The organism is Wenyingzhuangia gracilariae, from assembly GCF_056387575.1.
Window position 1 is genome coordinate 2,912,335 of sequence record NZ_CM150748.1, and the last position, 18,297, is coordinate 2,930,631.

An 18,297-nucleotide genomic window follows, 5' to 3' on the forward strand; every position below is an offset into this window, starting at 1 on the left:
TTATATGTTTTTAAGTTCAACTTTCTTTTTATCATTTAGGTTGGTTGAGGTAATTCTCAATTCCACTTGTATATTTTTATCTAATAAGGGAAAAACCAAATCAGTTAATTTCTTGAGTGCTTTTCTTGAGGAATTACCTTGACCAATTCCTATGTGATTTGTTACAGGAGCAATACAGCCTTTTAATTCTTTTTGAGCATGATTCGCAGGATGGATTAATATCAAATTTCGTCCTGGAACATTTTTAATTTGAAGATGCTTTTTAAATCGTTTGCTATAACGCTTCTGCAAAATATATATCCCCTCTGGAATACAAGAAACACAACGTTGATTCTCTAACCAAGGCAACTCAATAGTTTGGCAAATAGTTTTACCGTTAAATTGGAGGGTTCCTTGTGTTCCATTAGGAAAATAAGTTCTATACAGTACCAACAACATTATACACCGCTATCAACTTTTACAATAGCTAAAGGATTGTATGTACCGTTTTTAAGAGAATACATTTGTCCATTAACTTCTTGAAAAAATTCAATACCCAATGCTAAAAACAAAGGATGTGTACTATTTGCCGTTACGGCATTGCTTAAATTAATAACAGCAGTGGCCGTTGTATCCCATGGTAAAATTGCCGTTTCAGAAGTTTCTACAATAGAAGTCTCTTCTTGAAAATCAACTTCAGCACCTCCAGAAATCACTTTAAAATGTGTTGTACCACTGGGTGCTGCAATCATATTTGATGGAATAAAAGAAGGAATCTCAATATCCAAAGTTCCTGCAACACGATCAATTGTACCCGTAAAAGGTGCAAATAAACTGGTACCAAGTTTACCTCTAATATTAAATTCAAACCCTAAAAGCAATTCTGTTTCACCATCAATTACGTTACGCAATCCACGTTCGCTAGTGCTATCTGCTTGAATGACTTTCACCATAGTTTGTGTCAATCTACTAACCATTCTACCATCAGAAGCATTCAATAAAAGCAATCTCAAAGCAGTTCGTAACACTTTACCTGCTTTACCCGCTCTACCAAATTCAGAACCATTTTCACGCGTTCTTTGAAAAGCCGGATCTGATGCAATTCTTTTTGCATCAATACCGCCTTTTTCACGAGCCAAATGTCCGTCTTTGGTTTTGTAAAAGGTAATATCTCCAATAGTACCTTTTAGTTTAATTATGCCTTTTTGTCTTGCCATATTTTTTCATTTTTTGATTATACATTTAGAATGTTCAGGTACACTCTTTCAAACCGCATAAATCAAATCACGATGCATCAAAAACCGATTTACAGGAACAAATCTTTCATTTAAAATTAATAAACACAAGGAACTACTACCTTACAGAGCTATTATAGCCTAATAAGTTCTTTTTTACCTATTTTTACTGACTAATGGATAAATGATATTAAATAACTTTGAAAAGGCTGTTATTTCGTTTCTATGGCACTCACGAATAAAGTATAGTAAAGCCAAGTTTAAAGTATAGATAGTATATGAAATTTGAACAAAAGAGAGTATGTATATATCCAAAAGACGTTCAAAGAATTACGGGTAAAAGTTATCGTTATTCACGATTACTTTTAATTGACATCAAAAAGCACCTAAACAAACAAGATCATCAATTCATTTCTGTTGATGAATTTTGCCTGTATACAGGGCTTAAATTTGAAGAAGTAAACCCTTTGATAATTGGATAACAGATTAAGAGTTAAACCTCTTAAACAGCCTCTTTTTAATTATTAAAAACAAGTTCATTAAGTAGTTCAGTATTTGGACTTAACTCTTGTGTTTTCAGTGGTTTATTGTTATATTTACACATACAATTTAATGTTCTTTGTGCATATTTGATAGTGACCTATTTAATGACCTATCGAAACATATTACAGCGTAACCCTTATAAACACTAGCATAAAAAGAGGAATACAAATCCCTCTTTCTCCGCAAAGCCTTTAAGTAAACACTTAAAGGCTTTTTTGCTTTTATAAATAAAGGAAATAAAAAAAACCTCAACAGAGTTTTGTATACTGTTGAGGTTTTTTAGTTTATTGTTAGAGTGTTAAGATTGTAATATGTTTAACACAATGTTTGTTTCTTGATTTAACTTTTTTTGCAAACTTGTAACCTCGTTATGATTGTAATTGTCTAAAAGTTCAAATTTCATGGCTATTTCAGATAGTTTTAAAAGACCTGCAGTAGTGCTGGTTCCATATAATTTATGACCAATGTTTTTTACCTCTTCAAAATTTTTCTGTTCAACAGCTTTTTGCATGTTTTCTGAAGCTTCTTGAATTTGCTCTATAATTAATTGTTTTATTTGCTGAATAGCATTTAAATCATCTCCATAATATGTTTTTAACTGTTGTGGGTTAAAATGTTGGTGTGTGTCCAGTTCTTCTACTTCTTTTGGTATATTATTTATAGATTCTTCGTTGTTAGAAATGTGTTTGTTGATTACAGTAACCAAGTCTTCTTCTACCAAAGGTTTTACAATAAAATCAGTCATTCCCATTTCAAGACATTTCTCTCTTTCTCCTTTAACATTACCTGCTGTAATAGCTATAATTGGGGTGTTTTTTTTTGTTTTATCTTGTAAGCTTCTCATAATTTGAGTTGCTTCATAACCATTCATAATTGGCATTTGAATATCCATTAAAACAATGGTATAATTGTTTTTCTGATATAAATCTACAGCTTCTTGTCCGTTAACAGCTTCTGTTACTGTTGAGTTTGGAAATTTTCTGTGAATAATTGTTTTTGCAAGTAGTCTATTTACATTATTATCTTCTACCAAAAGGAACGAATTTTCTTCAAGTTTAACAAGATCTTGTTTTGTTTCTTTTTGTATTACAAGCGGAACTTCTTTATTGTTTAATTTAGAAAGACAAGAATAAATTTCTTGCATTTTTGCAGGCTTGGTTAATCGTTGTGCTATTTTAAGCTCTTTAGATTCGGATATTAAATTAGCATCATTTGAGGAACTGTATAATAATATATCAGGTTGTATTTCATCATTAATATTATAAAAGTTTTCTCTTATTTTTCGAATCGTTTCTATACCGTCCATATAAGGCATATGGTAATCCATAATAATTACATCGTATAACTTGTCTTCAGAAAGCAATTGTAAAGCTTCAAAACCGCTTTTAGCCTGATCGGTGTGAATGCCCTTTAATCTTAGTATTTGACTAACAATATTTCTGTTATTTTGGTTGTCGTCTACAATTAGAACTTTTTTAATTTGATCTAAATTTTCCCATACAATTTTTTCTCCGTGTTCGCTTTTAAAATCTACATCAAAGTAAAATGTACTTCCTATACCTAGTTGACTTTTAACTTGTAATTGACTGTTCATCATTTTTAACAATTTGTTAGATATGGTAAGTCCAAGTCCTGTTCCTCCGTATTTTTTAGTTGTAGAGGTGTCTTCTTGAGAAAAAGCATCAAAAATTTTGGCTTGCTTTTCTTTTTTTATTCCTACACCTGTGTCTCTTACGCTAAAACGGAACGTATTGTTTTGCTTGTTTTGTTTTAAAATTTCAATTTTTAACTCAATTTCTCCTACTTCAGTAAATTTGGCTGCGTTTCCTAATAGGTTGATTAATATTTGTTTTAATCTAATGGAATCTGCCCAAATAAATCTAGGGAGTTCTGGTGATAGGTTTAACAGCAATTCTAAATTTTTCTTTTGAACTTGGTAGTTTACAATGTCTGATGCATAACAACCAATTTCGAATAAATCGCATTTGTCTATATCTAATTCTAGTTTACCTGCTTCTATTTTAGAAAAGTCTAAAATATCGTTAATTATGTTTAGTAGTCCGTTGGCAGATTGATTTACAATATTTAGATATTGTTTTTGAGTGTCTGATAATTCTGTTTTTAACACTAAGTCTGTAAAACCAATAACACCGTTTAATGGAGTTCTTATTTCGTGACTCATGTTTGCTAAAAATTCAGATTTGGCAACACTGGCTTGTTCAGCTAATTGTTTGGCTTTTTTTAATTCCTCTCTTTGTTTAATAATGGGGGTTATGTTTTGTGTAGAAATCATAATTCCGCCAATTTCACCTAGGTAGTTATACCAAGGTCTCATTTCCCAACTAATGGTTTTTTTGTTTCCTGTTTTTTGAGAAACATATACTTCTTCGTCTTTTTTTAGAATTTCACCGCTAAGGACTCTTTTGTATCGCTCTTTTCTTTCTCCATTAATGTCTGGAAAAATTTTGGAATGAGACATTCCAACTATGTTAATGTCTTTTAAATGGTATTTTTCTCTCCATTTATGACTAACATTTATGTAGTTTAAATTTCTATCTACCATGGCTACAGCAGCAGGTGCGTGTTCTACAAAAGCAGCAAGTCTTGCTTTTTCATCTCTAAGAGCATTCTCTATATTTTTACGCTTTGTAATGTTGGTAGCAATGGCTAAAAACCCAATTAATTGATTGTCATCATTCTCAATAGGCGTAACGACTAAAGATATGGTAAGTTTAGATCCATCTTTTTTTATTGCAGTCCACTCTCTGTGTTCGGAACCTTCTCTAATAGGAACTTCGGTAAAAACTCGTTCTTTTTCTATATTAATTCCAAATTGCTCAGACAGTTCTTTGCTACGTTGTTCTACTTCATCTTCTACGTGAATAAATATAGGTGTTTTTACTCCAATTACTTCTTCGGGTGTGTAACCATATAGTCTTTGTGCTCCTTTGTTAAATACAGTAATAATTCCTTTTTTATCTGTAGCAATAATACTTACTTCAGAAGATGCGTTTAAAACATCGTCTAAGAATTTTTTAGATTCGTTGAATTTAATTTCCGCTATTTTACGTTTGTTAATGTCTTGAAAAGTTCCAAAAACACGTACACATTTTTCGTTTTCAAATTGTGGGTTTCCTATAGCTCTAACCCAAATTTCTTTATTTTTAATGGTAATGATTTGTAGCTCTAAATCAAAAGGTTCTCCTTTTTCTATAGCAGTATTAAGAGCTGTAGTTATTTTTTCTCTATGTATACCTTCTTTGTAAAAGTTGATTCCTTTTTCTAAGTCGGGTTGAAAGTTTTCTGGGACTTCATGAATTTGTTTGGTCATAGAAGTCCAATATATTTTTTGCTTTACCAAATCTAATTCCCAACCACCAACTCTTGCTACCTTGTTAGTTTGTTCTAACAGGTCTTTTACTCGTTTTAAATTTTTTTCTAAATGATATTGTTCGGTAATGTCTGCAGCGTTTCCTATTACATAAGATTCGCCAGATATGTTGGTTTCTAAAGTGTTGTTAAAAATCCAAATTCTTTTAGAACCATCTTTACCAATGGTAATCATTTCTCCTTTGTAGTTTCCAATTTTTTGAATGTACTGTAGGTAATTTTTTAGTTCTGGGTATCGGTTTTCAGGAACAATATCAAAAAGTGTAAAGTCTTTAACTTCTTCTTTGGTGTAACCAAGGGCTTTGGCTCCAGATTTGTTTACGCTTAATAATTTTCCGTTTAAGTCGTGCGTACACATTAAACCTTGAGAGCTTTCGAAAAAAGTTTTGAAACGTTCTTCGTTGGCTTCTATTTGTTTTGTTTTTTCTACATCTTCTGTAATGTCTCTTGCAATGGCAAATATATTTCCAGTTATAGGTTCTGGAGAAGCAACCCATTGTAAAACTCTATATTGTCCATCTTTTTTTCTAAATCTATGTGTAAAGTTTACAGTGTCTAAACCTTCACCTAGTTTCATAATTTCTTTAGCACTTACTTCAATATCCTCTAAATGAATAAAATCAAAGAAAGAGTTTTCTAACAGAGTTTCGGAACTCCATCCTAAATTTTCTTCAAAGGCTGGGTTTACTTTTTTAAAGTAACCATCGGTTCCTGCAATACAAATTAAATCATTAGATAGTATAAATAGTTTTCCAAAATTTTTATGTTCTTCTTTGGCTTTTCTGCTAATAATAAGGTCTATAACTTCATCTGCTAATAACTTTAGGCAGTCTTTTTGGTTTTGATTAAGTTTTTTTGGAACCTTATCTATTACGCACAATGTTCCTAATGCGTAACCGTTTGGATCTATTAAAGGTTGACCTGAATAGAATTTTATATTTGGGTCGTTTGTTACTAAAGGATTGTTTTTAAATCTTTCGTCTACAGTTGCATCAAATACTTCTAAAATTTCTTTTTGTCGAATGGCATGATTGCAAAAGGCAATATCTTTGCTTGTATATTCTACAGTAATTCCTACTTTAGATTTAAACCATTGTCTTTCTTCATCAATTAACGAAATTAATGAAATAGGAGTTTCGCAAATAAGCGATGCTAGTTTTGTAATTCTATCAAATTCTGCTTCATAAGGGGTATCTAAAAGGTCGTATGATTTTAATGCTTTTAATCTTTTTTCTTCTTTTGTAGACATTTTGTTTTCTAAATTAATAATTATTACGTTTTAAAGAGGGGTATTGCTTTAACGTAATAAATTACGAGGTTTCTTTGGAAACAAAAATTAAGAATATTAATTGACTTTTTAAAGCATTTTAGTGTTTTTTTGATTATTAAAAATGCTTTTAAAAAAAGAAATAAAATCAATAGGAATTAGAATAATAGGTTCTAAAACAGCTAGTTTTAATTGTTCTAGAATATAATTATTTGTATTTGTGGTTTTTAGTGTAAGGGTTTTGGTTAAAATAGCAAAAAGAGAGTAGCTTATTTTAATTAAAAATAGAAGTAGATATATTTGTATTACAAATTGCCAGGAGTTTAATTTTAGGACGATAGAAAGTACTAAATACCCAAAAAGAATAGATTTAAAAAACGGGGTTAAAAAAGTTAGGAACAACCAATAAGGAAAATGTACAAAACCTAAAGTATTGTATTTTGGGTTTAAAAACAATGTTTTATAAATACCAAAGTTTTTAAAGGTTTTTAATATTTTTTTGTGTTGTTGTTCTACAATTCTTTCAAAAGTTAAAGGTTCTTTTCTCCAGCACAAAGTATCTGGTAAAAAAGAAACTTTATAGTCTGTTTTGTTAGCATGCATATATTGCCTTATTCGCATGAGCAAATCTGTATTCTTATTTAATTTTTTTGTGGAATATCCATTGCATTGAATAACCATTTCTTTGTCAAAAATTAGTAAAAAGTCAGAATTTAATAAAAGTTCATTTAGTTTAGACCAGGCCATGTATTTTAAAAGTATGGACCTAGAGTTTTGAAGGGCAAATATGTTGGATATATTTTTTTGAACAGAAGTAGTGTTCTTGTTTTTTTCTTTCGTGTTTTCTATAGAGTTTACGGCACAGCCTGTAGCAATAATCTTTTTTTTATCTTCTTCTAAAAAAGGATGAATAAGTTTTAAAAGTATATCTTGATTTAAAACATAATTAGCAGGTATATGAGTTGTGTATTTACTGCTAGCAATATTTATACCTGTATTTAAAAAATCGGTAAGGTCATAGTTGTTTTTAACAACAATAATTAACTTTTTATATAAAGGATTTTTACTCTTGTAAACACTATTTACTTTTTTTATGTCTATTTTTTCATCAATATAAATACGTACAGGTTGTAAGTTATAAGTTGTAATAAGAGTTTGTATAGAGTTTTTAGCCGTTTTGGGAAGTAAAATAATAATTTCTTTATTGTTGTAATGAACCGATAATAAAGAAGCTACAATTTGAGTAATATTTGTGATATGATTTTGAATAGTGGTAATTATAGAAACACTAGGGGCATTTGTAGAAGATGCAATTGTGCTATAATCTATAAATAGTTGTTTGTTGTAATAATGCTGTGTTTTTAAAATTGATTTTAAAGCCAAGTAAATATGAACTATTACAAATAAAACAGCATAAGAAAAAAAGAAATAGAGTATATAGGTGTTTAAGTTGTTTGTCCAATTCATAAATTTACTTCTTCTTTTATTTGTACTATAATATTTTGCAGAGGTTTGCTGCTAGCTTCTGGTTGCTTTTCTAAAATTTCAATTCCTTGCTGGTTTATTAAAGAAATTGTTTTTGCAATGTGTAGCTTTAACGTAGTATTTTCTGTTTTTAAAAAACCAATAAGGGGTTCTACAAGATTAGGTTCATTAAATCCAGGGAGTTCATTTAAGATAGTTATTTTATTGTCTGTGTTTTCTTTAGGATAAGCTTTTATCAGTTCTAAAGATGTATGATGATTGTAAATTTTAGAAATGGTTTTTATGGCCTGTTGTCTAATTTTAGCATTTTTATGATGTAATAATTTTACAGTATCCGTGTAAAAATCAAATAAGTGATAATTGGCTATTAATTTTAAAGCAAAAATAATTACACTTTTATTAAATGATTTTAGCCATATTTTAATTCCTTTAAATTCATCGGGATCTATTTCTTTTAGTTCTTTTAAAAGCAAAATTTGATACCATTCGGAAATAGGATATGTAATAATGTTCAAAAATTTTAATCCATCAAAACCACTAATTTTAATCAAAGCAACTTGCGATTCAATTCTAATAAGGTTGTTTTTATGATTGGTGTTTTCAAAAACAATATCTTTAAAATGGGTTAATTTCATAATCCCAATATTTCTAATAGCTCTTGCTTTTAAATGCCAAAATATATGAGATATATAATAAGAATCTTGTTTGTCAAGTTCTAAAAAAAGATAAAGTTTTTTTAAATTTCTAGTTGTTTCTCCTGAAAAAATTTTAACAGCATCAATAATTTTTTGAGAAATAAATTTTTTAAAAGTCTGCTGTTTGTTCAGTTCAATTATAGATACAGATATATTATCATCAGCTTTAGAGTTTTCTAAAAATAAATAAGAATTTATTAATTGACTACATTCATTATTCCATATTACATGTTTTTGTTTTTCTATTTTATTAGAATAGGAAACATAAAGTATTAGTATAAAAAGGACAATGTTTAAAGACAGTATAATGTAAAGTAAAGATAGTAACATCAATCTCTTTTTAAAGCAAATCGTTTAATTCTAACAGATAATTCGTTGGGACTAAATGGTTTTGGGATAAAGTCATCTGCACCTAAATCAAAAGCTTCTAGAACTACATCTTCTTGTCCCATTGAAGTAAGTACAATGATTTTAATTTGATTGTGATATTTTTTTTTAATTCTATCTACAAGTTCTAAGCCAGAAACATGTGGCATCATAATATCTGTTATGACCATATCTGGTATGTCAAGTTCAATTTTTTTCAAAGCATCGCTACCATCAACTGCAATGGTTACATCGTGATTGTCTTTTTTCAATCTAAATTCAAGTGCACTTCTTATAAGGTTATCGTCTTCTGCAACTAGTATTTTCATTATGAAGTTGTCTTTTTAAGAGAATAATATACGCTATAAATAGGGGGTATAAGCCTATTATTTCTATATAATTTCGAGTTACAATTTAGTTTTTTTTTACTTAACAAAAGCTATGATTTCTCAGTTAATAAGGTTTTATTTTTTAGATAGAAATAAATCTGTTTTTTTTATGGAAAAACGAAATAGAGTTTTATATTTGCAGTCGCTAAACGAGAAATCGTTAAGAGCTCTGGAGAAATGGCAGAGTGGTCGAATGCGGCGGTCTTGAAAACCGTTGTCTGTAACAGGACCGGGGGTTCGAATCCCTCTTTCTCCGCAAAAAAAAACCTCAACAAATTTGTTGAGGTTTTTTTTGGAATAATCCTTATTTATAAATGTTGATCCATTTAGGAAGTTTTCCTAAACGAAGTTTTAATTGTTCTTCAAATAAAGATTCTGGTTGCACAGGTGTTCCAATACTTTCTGCTATTTGAACTTCATCTGCTTTAAAAGTAGTACCAGAACCATGAAAGCCCACTATAATAGGAGGAACCACTCTCCAAAACCAAGTATTTGTAGCAATAAATTTAAAATTCTTTTCAGGACTGTCTGTTTCTTTATAATTCCATAAAACTAAATATCGTCCGTGGTTTGGTAAATTTTGTCTTGCTCCTCCAGCTCTTCCCGTAAAAAAGCCACCTTCAACGTTGTCAAACAAAGTACATCTAGGTTGCGATGCATGAGCTTCGAAAGAAGTGTGAGGAGGATGTTTAGATCTCCAAATAACAGTTGCAGTAGTGCTTCCTCCTTCTACACCAACTGCATGATGCATTCCAGCATTATCAATTATTTTAGCTAATAAAATTCCAGTAGAGCCACCTCCTGCATGTACTGAATTGTGGCCAATAGTTCCTTCTATTGTTATATTTATAGCAGTACAATAAGCAGATTGTGAAAAACTAGTGGCACGATTTATATTTTTAAAAGTACAGTCTTTTATCCATGAATTAACAGTTCTAGAAAACTTTAAAATAGACCATCCTCCATCGTCTTGTGAAGATCTATGATGGATAAAATTTTTTGTCCAATTTCCTTCAAAACGAATGTTCTCAAAGCCAATATTTTCTAGATGTCCGTATTTATATATTTTCCAATTGTGTTTTGCTAATATATCGTAATGAATTGGGCTAACAAATGTAATTTGATTTCCGTTTATACAATCTACCTGAAGTCTTTCGTTAACTTGAACACCTTTCTCCAAAATATGGGTCCATTTAGGATCTGTTTTTAAAGGATTTATGTCATAATAAATTAAGTCTTTGTTGTTGTTTTGAACTTTTAAAATTAACCAGTCTCCTTTTTTTATTTTTGAAGCATCTGCAACAGTTATAGTGTGTGTTTCTCTTTTAGTATTTGCGATTACATTTGTGATAAAAGGGTCTCCTTTAGTGGTTTTGGTCTCTATGGCATAAGGTGTACTATATAGCTTGGTAGGGTTTTTAGGAAGTAAGTTTTTTTTAAAAAACAAAATGGTACCATTTTTATCATCACCTTCACCACGTAATATTATGTTTGATGATTTAATGAGTATTGTATTTAAATCATCTTCTTTTGTGTTGATATAATATTTTCCTTTAGGAAAAAAAACAATTCCTTGTTTATTTTTTTCAGCTTCTGAAATTGCTTTTTTTATGGCTTCTTTGTCTGATATGGTATCGTTAGGAATAGCTCCATAATTTAAAACGTTAAATATTTTGTAAGAAACAGTTGGTATTGGTAATTCACTGTATTTATAACCTGCATAAGAAAAATTAGGCAGTATAGCTTCCGTATTATTATTTTTTGCTGTTACATAATCTTTCCATAATTGCGATTCTCCTTTTTGAGCTAGGCAAGTAAACGAACAAATTAAAATTAGTTTGTTTATAAGGACTTGAAAGTTCATGTTTTTATACAGATTAAGTTTTTTAATTTAAAATTAGTTTTTTCGGTTTTGTAAGAATTGCTTTTTTAAGGTGTATAAAATGTTTGTTTTAGTACCTATGAATTTCGTACAATTAATTCTGTAGATAATACTATAGATTGATGTTGTCCGTTTTTTTCTTTTTGTTCTATTAGGTCTATTAATTTAGAGCACGCAATTATTCCCATTTCATAATCGGGCTGATTAATGGTTGTTAAATTGGGTTCTATAACAGCAGAAATAGAATCGTTGTTAAAACCTACCACCGAAATATCTTCAGGAATTTTGATCCCATTGGCTTTTAAATATTGCATAGCACTGATAGCAGAGGTATCGTTTGATGCGTAAATTCCATCAATATTTCCCATTTGTATAATTTTTTTAGCAAACTCAACCCCATCTTCCTCAGTTAATTTGGCTTCAAAAATGTTATCTTCTTTAACGGGTAAATTATGTTCTCTAAGCGCTGCTATATACCCCTCTTTTCTATTTTTATAAAGTAATATTTTTTGATTTCCTGAAAAGTGGACAATATTTTTGCAACCTTTTTCTATTAGGTGCTTGGTAGCATTGTAGCTAGCTTCAAAATCGTTAATGGTAATAGAAGTAAAGTTTTTTAGGGGCACAGGTCTGTCATAAAATATAATAGGGCCTCCGTGGTTTTTAAAATTTTCTATGTGTTGGTAATTCGTAGTTTCCATAGATATGGAGATTAACAAACCATCTACACGGTTAGATAAAAAGGTAGAAACTAGTTTTTGTTCTCTTTCAAAGTTTTCAAAACTTTGTCCTATAACTACATTGTAACCAGATTTGTAAGCAGTTTCTTCTATTCCAGAAATTACAGAGGAAAAAAAGTTTCTAGAAATTCTAGGAACAATAATTCCAATAGTATTGGTTTTACGAGTTCGTAAATTAGAGGCTAATGTGTTTTTTTGATAGCCTAATTCATTTGCTTTTTTAAGTATTAAATCTTTTGTTTTTTTAGAAACTCTAGGACTATTGTTTAAAGCTCTAGAAACCGTAGAGCTGTCTATATTTAGAGCTTTAGAAATATCGTGAATTGTGGGTTTTGTTTTTTTCATTACTTAAAATAGCATTTGTAAATATACTGTGGGTTTAATCGAACCCCAAATTTATAGCCTGAAAACTTAACATCTACAATTGATTGTGCTTTTTAATATTTTATACTTTTACTAAAAGTAATCAAAACCTATATAGTTATGGAGAAAAATTTTGAAACACGATATGCCACTTCCCCCAGAGAAGTAAAGCAAATGAATACTGAAGAATTAAGAGATGAGTTTTTGATTGAAAAATTATTTATAGAGAATGAAGTAAAATTAATATACTCTCATTACGATAGATATATTATTGGAGGGGTGATGCCTGTTAACCATTCTGTAATGTTGGAAACAGTAGATGCACTCAAATCTGCTTATTTTTTAGAAAGAAGAGAGTTAGGAGTTATTAATGTTGGAGGAAAAGGGACTGTTTCTGTAGATGGGGTTACTTATGAATTAAATCATAGAGAAGCGTTGTATATTGGAAGTGGAAATAAAGAAGTAATTTTTTCTAGTGAAATGCAGAAACAGCCTGCTAAATATTATATAAACTCTACTCCAGCTCATACATCTTATCCGATTAAAAAAATTGGTTTGGATGATGTTGAAGTAACAGAATTAGGAACTTTAGAAACGGCCAATGCAAGAGTTATTCGTAAATACATTGTAAGTAGTATTGTTGATGTTTGTCAGTTACAAATGGGAATGACAACGTTAAAACAAGGAAGCGTTTGGAATACAATGCCTGCCCATGTGCATGACAGAAGAATGGAGATTTATTTTTATATAGATGTGCCTAAAAATCAGGCCGTTTGTCATTTTATGGGGCAACCTACCGAAACAAGACATATATGGATGGCTAATGAACAAGCGGTTATTTCACCCCCATGGTCTATACATTCTGGGTCTGGAACTGCAGCATATACTTTTGTGTGGGGAATGGCTGGTGAAAACTTAGATTATAATGATATGGATATGTGCAAAATTACAGAGTTAAGGTAAGGACGGAAGGTTAGATTTTTGATAAAGTAAAAAAGCCGTTTCTTAATAAAGAAACGGCTTTTTTTAGAGATGAAAGATGGATTATTGAACTCCTAAATATTCCAATCTTCTAACTACTTGTGGTTCTTTAGAAGCAGTAGTTAATTTATCTTTTTCAAGATTAAATTTGTAATTAAATCCATCTTGCATTACTACAATGGAGTTTAAAATTAACAATGCTTCGTTAGGGTCTTTTGTGTCATATAAAGCTTGAGACATTACTTTTACCGGATTTTTCTTTCCTATAAATCCAAGAAATTCTGCAGCTTTTACTTTGTTAATAAATTGATCGTCTTTTTTAGACATTTTAACAGCCTTCTTAGCAAATTTCTTTGCTTGTTTTCCAAAGCTAGTACAAGCGTTTATAGCCCAATATCTTTCCCATGGGTCTTGAGAGTTTAAGTATTTTGCTATTTTGGGTTTGGCTGTATCAAAATCTTCTAAAGCCAAATTTGCAATAGATAAATATTTTTTGATGTCTGCTTTATGAGTTTTTCCAAATTCAACAGGATTGTTAAAGGCATTTTTAATTAAATAAAATTCAGGATACAACGCTAAATCGTTGATGTTTTCCATTTTATCAATCAACAAACCTCTTAATTCTGCCAATTTATTTTTATAACTAGGATCTTTAGCTAAGTTGTTAGTTTCATAAGGATCTGCTTCTATATTGTATAGAGCTTCTACTGGTTTTGTGGTAAAGAATTGAGATTGAATTTTGTTTAATTTTCCAGCTTCATTCAATTCACTCCATTCTTGGTAAGCCAATTGTTTGTAACGATAGTTGTTCATTAATCCATCGTAATTAATAGGTTGAAAATGTCTTAAGTACTTGTATTTTCCTTTTCTATAACCTCTAACCATATCGTATTTTTCATCCATACGGTCTGAGTAACTAAATACTTCATCACGACTATCTAAATCTGCTTTAGAAACATTTTTACCTAAGAAAGGTATTCCATCAATTCCTTTTGGCGGAGTAATTCCTACTAGGTTCATTAAGGTAGCTCCAAAATCTACAAAGCTTACAAAACCACTGTTTCTAGTTCCTGCTTTTACGTTTACCAAATGCTTGTATTTTTCTGGAATGTAAACAACCATGGGTACTTCTAAACCAACTTCTTGTATGTATCCTTTACTTCCAGGTAAAACCCCACCGTGATCAGAGAAATAGAAAATAAAAGTATCATCCATTAACCCATCTTTTTTTAATTCATCTATAACTTGCCCAACTTCTGTATCCATTTGAACAATTTTGTCTCTATACCAAGCATTGGTATATTTCATCAATTTTGTGTTTGGATGATTTGGTTGTACAGAATAATCTTCTGGATTGGCATTTGTTTTTTTGGTTTCGTAATCTTTTTGTGTAAAATGCACTCTACTTTCGTGCGTTGTCATAATATTAAATACATGGAAAAAAGGCTGTCCTGGTTTTCTGTTTCTCCATGTTGCTTTTTTAGAAGAGGAATCCCAAACGGTATCCGATTTTATAATATTATAATCTTCTTTATAACAGTTGGTTGTGTAATATCCTGCTTGTTTTAAATAGGCTGGATACATTTCTACTCCTGTAGGCATTGGGACTTGTTGCAATCTTCTGTGGTAATGAGAAGCAGCTCTTGGTCCATAAACTCCAGAAATAAGAGTAGAACGAGCAGCACTACATACAGCAGCGTTAGAAAAAGCATTGTCAAAAATAACTCCCTGTTCTGCTAAAGCTTCAATATTAGGAGTTTCAATACCGTTTTCGTTAAACAGCTTTAAATAGTGTTTAGAGTTGTCTTCAGAAGTTACCCAAACAATATTAGGACGATCTAGTTTTTCTTTTTTTTGCGCGTATGCTGTAAGCATAGTAAAGGTTACTAATACAAATAGTCGGAATGAATTCATAGTTACTTTTAAATTATGTGTGAATTTGTTATTGCTTAAAAAAAATAATTTAGCGGGTCTAAATTTATAATAAATTAGTGAGGAAATGTATAGTATTGTTTAATTACAATACTATACAATAGCTAAACATTATTTTTTAGACTTTATTTTTAAGGATTCGTTTAATTTTCTGGTTTAAGAATTGCGGTAATTTTGTTTTTAGACAAGTATTTGTTAGCCACTTTCTGAAGGTTTTTAGAAGACAACTGTTTTATTTTTAGTTCTTTAGAAACAAAATTCTGAATGTTGGTTTGATAATAATCGGCATTTTTCATAACATTGATCCAAAAGTTGTTTTTTTTCAAATTTTCTTTATGTTCTAATAGTTGTGTTTCTATAACTTTATTCAAATCTTTATCAGAAACTCCGTTGGCTTTAATTTTTTCTAATTCTAACAAGGCTTTTTCTTTTAGTTTTTGAATGTTTTCGGGTCCGCAAGGAAAGGAAATAGAAAAGTTGTATTTTTTTACAGGAAGTTTGCTAATGTTTCCTTTTGCGCTTACTCCATACACTCCACTTTCTTCTTCTCTTAATTGTTCTATCAATTTAATAGATAAAACATCGGCTAGGCTTTTTAAATAATAATCATCGTTTTTTTCATAATCATCAGCAAGTCCCATGTACATAATTTTAACCAAACTTTTAGGTTCGGTTCCTTTAATTACCGTTTTTTGATGTTCACCACTTAGCGGTAACGCTTCAATATTTCTATAAGTTTCTTTTGTTGGGGCACTAGGTAAAGAGGCAATATAGGTTTTACAGTATGCTAATAATTGTTGTTCATTAAAATTACCAACAAAGTAAAAGTTAAAATCTGCTGCGTTGGCAAAACGTTCTTTGTATTTTTGATATGCTAACGAGTAATTGGTGTTTTTCCATACTTCTTCTGTAGGAAAACCAACGTATCTTGATGAGTTTTGGTTGATGAATTTTTCTAATTCTACAGAAAAATAAGTAGTTGGGTTAGAAATAATATTTTTTAAATAGGCTTGCATTTTGTTTTTGTAAGAATTGTATGCCTTAGGATCGTAATTCAATTTGGTAAAATACAAATGTGTCAATTGAAAAAAGGTTTCTAAATCTTTAGGGGTCGATGATCCTTGCATTCCTTCATGATACATTCCTATATATGGAGCAACACGAACCGATTTACCTGTTAATAGTTTTTGCAAATCATTTTTAGAATAATTGTTGATTCCAGCTTCGGTTAAAGCACCATTAGCTATGGTAGTTTGTTTGTATTCATCATCAGATAATAATGAAGATCCTCCAAAGCTAAATGCTTTGAATAAGATTTGATTGTCTTTAAAATCTGTTTTTTTGTAATGAACTTTTGCTCCGTTACTTAGTGTAATTTTGGTAATGTTTAAAACGGTGTCTTTTTCTGTAGTAACAATTGTTCCAGCTTTTGGAGTTTCAGACATTAGTCCGTTATCAAAACTTTTTTCTTCGTAAGGTTTTAAGGATTGTTGTTTACTTTGGTTTAAAATAGCCATCACCTGATTTTCTGATATTTTAGGAATGTCTTTTTTTTGAGGGCCTGTAAAAATAACCACTCTATTTTCGTTAATAATATATTGCTTTATAAGAGAGTTACAATCTTTTAAAACAATATTAGGTAATAGTTTAGAAATCATTTTAAATTCCCAATCTACACCAGGAATAGGTTCTTTGTTTAAAAAGTTTTGAATGTACTCAGAAGTATAGCTGCTAGATTCAGTTTTGTTTTTTTCTTGATATGCACGTTCTATACTGTTTTGTAAAGCTTTTTTGGCTCTGTCTAATTCACTTTGTAAAAACCCATAACGCAATACACGTTCGTTTTCTGTAACCAATGTTTTAAAAGCTTCAAGCTGTCCTGTTTCGCTACAAACCGCATAGTTTTGATAAGCATTTTTAGATTTGTCCCAAATAGCATCGTATCCTACACCTGCATAAATAAAAGGTGGGTTTTCAGCGTACCTTAATTCGTTAAGTCTATTGTTAAGCATTGTGCTAAACAAATTATTGGTCAGTTCTTTTTTATAATCTTCTAGGGTAACAATTGGGGTTGCTGTTTTTTTAGATTTATAATATAACTGCACCGTAGATCTGCTAGCTTCTGGATCTGTAGTAATAGATACCAGTGTTTTTTTATGATTAGGACTTGTGTATTCTTTTCTCTTTTTAGGTTTTTTAACAGCAGGATATTTTTCAAAGTGAGACTTAATTTTTTCTTCAAGAATTTTGGCATCTACATCTCCTACAGCTACAATTGCCATTAAATCGGGTCTGTACCAATCTTTGTAAAAACTTCTTAAATCTTCATGAGTAAAATTTTCCAATACTTTTTGAGTTCCAATAGGCAAACGTTCTGCATAACGAGATTTGTACATTAATTTAGGTAAATATTGGGCTAACATTCTTTTATTGGCACCTAGTCCTAATCGGTATTCTTCTAGTACAACTCCTCTTTCTTTGTCAATTTCTTCGGCGGTTAAAGAAGCGTTAAAAGCCCAATCTTCTAAAATTTGAAAACCTTTTTCAAGTTTTTCATCATTGTCTGTAGGAATTGGTAAAATGTATACCGTTTCATCAAAACTAGTGTAAGCGTTTAAGTGAGCTCCAAATTTTACTCCAATACTTTGTAAATAATCAACCAGTTCATTTTTATTAAAATTCTTAGAACCATTAAAATTCATATGTTCCATAAAATGAGCAAGTCCTAATTGTTTTTCATTTTCTAATATAGACCCTGCTTTTACCACCAGCCTTAATTCTACTTTTTGTTCTGGTTTGGGGTTTTGCCTTATATAGTAAGTTAATCCGTTAGATAAAACACCCTTTGTAACGTTCCCATCTGTAGGAATAACGCTAGATGTATGTGTTGTGTTTTTTTCTTGAGCATTTATTACTGATGAATATATAGTAATAATAAAAAAAGGAATAAATAGTAGATTTTTTAGAAAGAACATAAAAGTTAAAATTTTAAAAACTTATTTATTAATGTGTTTATCTATTTGTTCTAAAAAGAATTAATTTTAGAAACT

11 protein-coding genes and 1 tRNA gene are annotated in these 18,297 nt (G+C 30.2%); 2 read left to right on the forward strand and 10 right to left on the reverse strand.

Going from position 1 to position 18,297, the window contains the following annotated elements:
* From ACY2IJ_RS12860 to ACY2IJ_RS12885, 6 genes are all read right to left on the reverse strand, one after another.
* On the reverse strand, positions 1–438 hold the full coding sequence (locus ACY2IJ_RS12860) for a DUF5675 family protein (protein ID WP_476724733.1): 438 nt from the start codon (positions 436–438) through the stop codon (positions 1–3).
* Entirely contained in the window at positions 438–1,196 is a 759-nt protein-coding gene (locus ACY2IJ_RS12865) for a hypothetical protein (protein WP_476724734.1), read from the reverse strand. Before ACY2IJ_RS12865 ends, ACY2IJ_RS12860 begins: the two co-directional genes overlap by 1 nt.
* A gap of 859 nt (positions 1,197–2,055) precedes the next feature.
* Positions 2,056–6,396, reverse strand: coding sequence for a PAS domain S-box protein (locus ACY2IJ_RS12870; protein ID WP_476724735.1), 4,341 nt, complete (start codon positions 6,394–6,396; stop codon positions 2,056–2,058).
* A gap of 108 nt (positions 6,397–6,504) precedes the next feature.
* On the reverse strand, positions 6,505–7,881 hold the full coding sequence (locus tag ACY2IJ_RS12875) for a glycosyltransferase family 2 protein (protein ID WP_476724736.1): 1,377 nt from the start codon (positions 7,879–7,881) through the stop codon (positions 6,505–6,507).
* Positions 7,878–8,924, reverse strand: coding sequence for a hypothetical protein (locus ACY2IJ_RS12880; protein ID WP_476724737.1), 1,047 nt, complete (start codon positions 8,922–8,924; stop codon positions 7,878–7,880). The genes ACY2IJ_RS12875 and ACY2IJ_RS12880 overlap by 4 nt, the downstream gene beginning before the upstream one ends.
* On the reverse strand, positions 8,924–9,289 hold the full coding sequence (locus tag ACY2IJ_RS12885; RefSeq protein ID WP_476724738.1) for a response regulator transcription factor: 366 nt from the start codon (positions 9,287–9,289) through the stop codon (positions 8,924–8,926). The genes ACY2IJ_RS12880 and ACY2IJ_RS12885 overlap by 1 nt, the downstream gene beginning before the upstream one ends.
* A gap of 231 nt (positions 9,290–9,520) precedes the next feature.
* Between ACY2IJ_RS12885 and ACY2IJ_RS12890 the strand changes: the two genes are divergently transcribed.
* Positions 9,521–9,605 (forward strand) — tRNA-Ser (locus ACY2IJ_RS12890).
* Positions 9,606–9,653: 48 nt separating this feature from the next.
* Here ACY2IJ_RS12890 and ACY2IJ_RS12895 read toward each other — a convergent pair.
* Together ACY2IJ_RS12895 and ACY2IJ_RS12900 are read right to left on the reverse strand one after the other, a co-directional pair.
* A complete protein-coding gene (locus ACY2IJ_RS12895; protein ID WP_476724739.1) occupies positions 9,654–11,213 on the reverse strand; it encodes a DUF4955 domain-containing protein in 1,560 nt (519 codons plus the stop codon).
* Positions 11,214–11,308: 95 nt separating this feature from the next.
* Entirely contained in the window at positions 11,309–12,316 is a 1,008-nt protein-coding gene (locus ACY2IJ_RS12900) for a LacI family DNA-binding transcriptional regulator (RefSeq protein ID WP_476724740.1), read from the reverse strand.
* A gap of 138 nt (positions 12,317–12,454) precedes the next feature.
* Here ACY2IJ_RS12900 and kduI point away from each other — a divergent pair, with 138 nt between their 5' ends.
* Positions 12,455–13,297: a 5-dehydro-4-deoxy-D-glucuronate isomerase gene (kduI, locus tag ACY2IJ_RS12905; protein ID WP_476724741.1), complete on the forward strand. Its 843-nt coding sequence runs from the start codon at positions 12,455–12,457 to the stop codon at positions 13,295–13,297.
* An 81-nt stretch (positions 13,298–13,378) separates the two neighbouring features.
* On the opposite strand, the gene ACY2IJ_RS12910 is transcribed toward kduI, so the two are convergent.
* Both ACY2IJ_RS12910 and ACY2IJ_RS12915 read right to left on the reverse strand, forming a co-directional pair.
* A complete protein-coding gene (locus tag ACY2IJ_RS12910) occupies positions 13,379–15,229 on the reverse strand; it encodes a sulfatase family protein (RefSeq protein WP_476724742.1) in 1,851 nt (616 codons plus the stop codon).
* Positions 15,230–15,390: 161 nt separating this feature from the next.
* On the reverse strand, positions 15,391–18,222 hold the full coding sequence (locus tag ACY2IJ_RS12915; RefSeq protein ID WP_476724743.1) for a M16 family metallopeptidase: 2,832 nt from the start codon (positions 18,220–18,222) through the stop codon (positions 15,391–15,393).
* Between the last annotated feature and the right edge of the window lie 75 nt (positions 18,223–18,297).

Bases quoted from the DNA above. Each gene is read 5' to 3' on its own strand.
- ACY2IJ_RS12860 (WP_476724733.1), bottom strand. From the start codon at position 438: ATGTTGTTGGTACTGTATAGAACTTATTTTCCTAATGGAACACAAGGA.
- ACY2IJ_RS12865 (WP_476724734.1), bottom strand. From the start codon at position 1,196: ATGGCAAGACAAAAAGGCATAATTAAACTAAAAGGTACTATTGGAGAT.
- ACY2IJ_RS12870 (WP_476724735.1), bottom strand. From the start codon at position 6,396: ATGTCTACAAAAGAAGAAAAAAGATTAAAAGCATTAAAATCATACGAC.
- ACY2IJ_RS12875 (WP_476724736.1), bottom strand. From the start codon at position 7,881: ATGAATTGGACAAACAACTTAAACACCTATATACTCTATTTCTTTTTT.
- ACY2IJ_RS12880 (WP_476724737.1), bottom strand. From the start codon at position 8,924: ATGTTACTATCTTTACTTTACATTATACTGTCTTTAAACATTGTCCTT.
- ACY2IJ_RS12885 (WP_476724738.1), bottom strand. From the start codon at position 9,289: ATGAAAATACTAGTTGCAGAAGACGATAACCTTATAAGAAGTGCACTT.
- ACY2IJ_RS12895 (WP_476724739.1), bottom strand. From the start codon at position 11,213: ATGAACTTTCAAGTCCTTATAAACAAACTAATTTTAATTTGTTCGTTT.
- ACY2IJ_RS12900 (WP_476724740.1), bottom strand. From the start codon at position 12,316: ATGAAAAAAACAAAACCCACAATTCACGATATTTCTAAAGCTCTAAAT.
- kduI (WP_476724741.1), top strand. From the start codon at position 12,455: ATGGAGAAAAATTTTGAAACACGATATGCCACTTCCCCCAGAGAAGTA.
- ACY2IJ_RS12910 (WP_476724742.1), bottom strand. From the start codon at position 15,229: ATGAATTCATTCCGACTATTTGTATTAGTAACCTTTACTATGCTTACA.
- ACY2IJ_RS12915 (WP_476724743.1), bottom strand. From the start codon at position 18,222: ATGTTCTTTCTAAAAAATCTACTATTTATTCCTTTTTTTATTATTACT.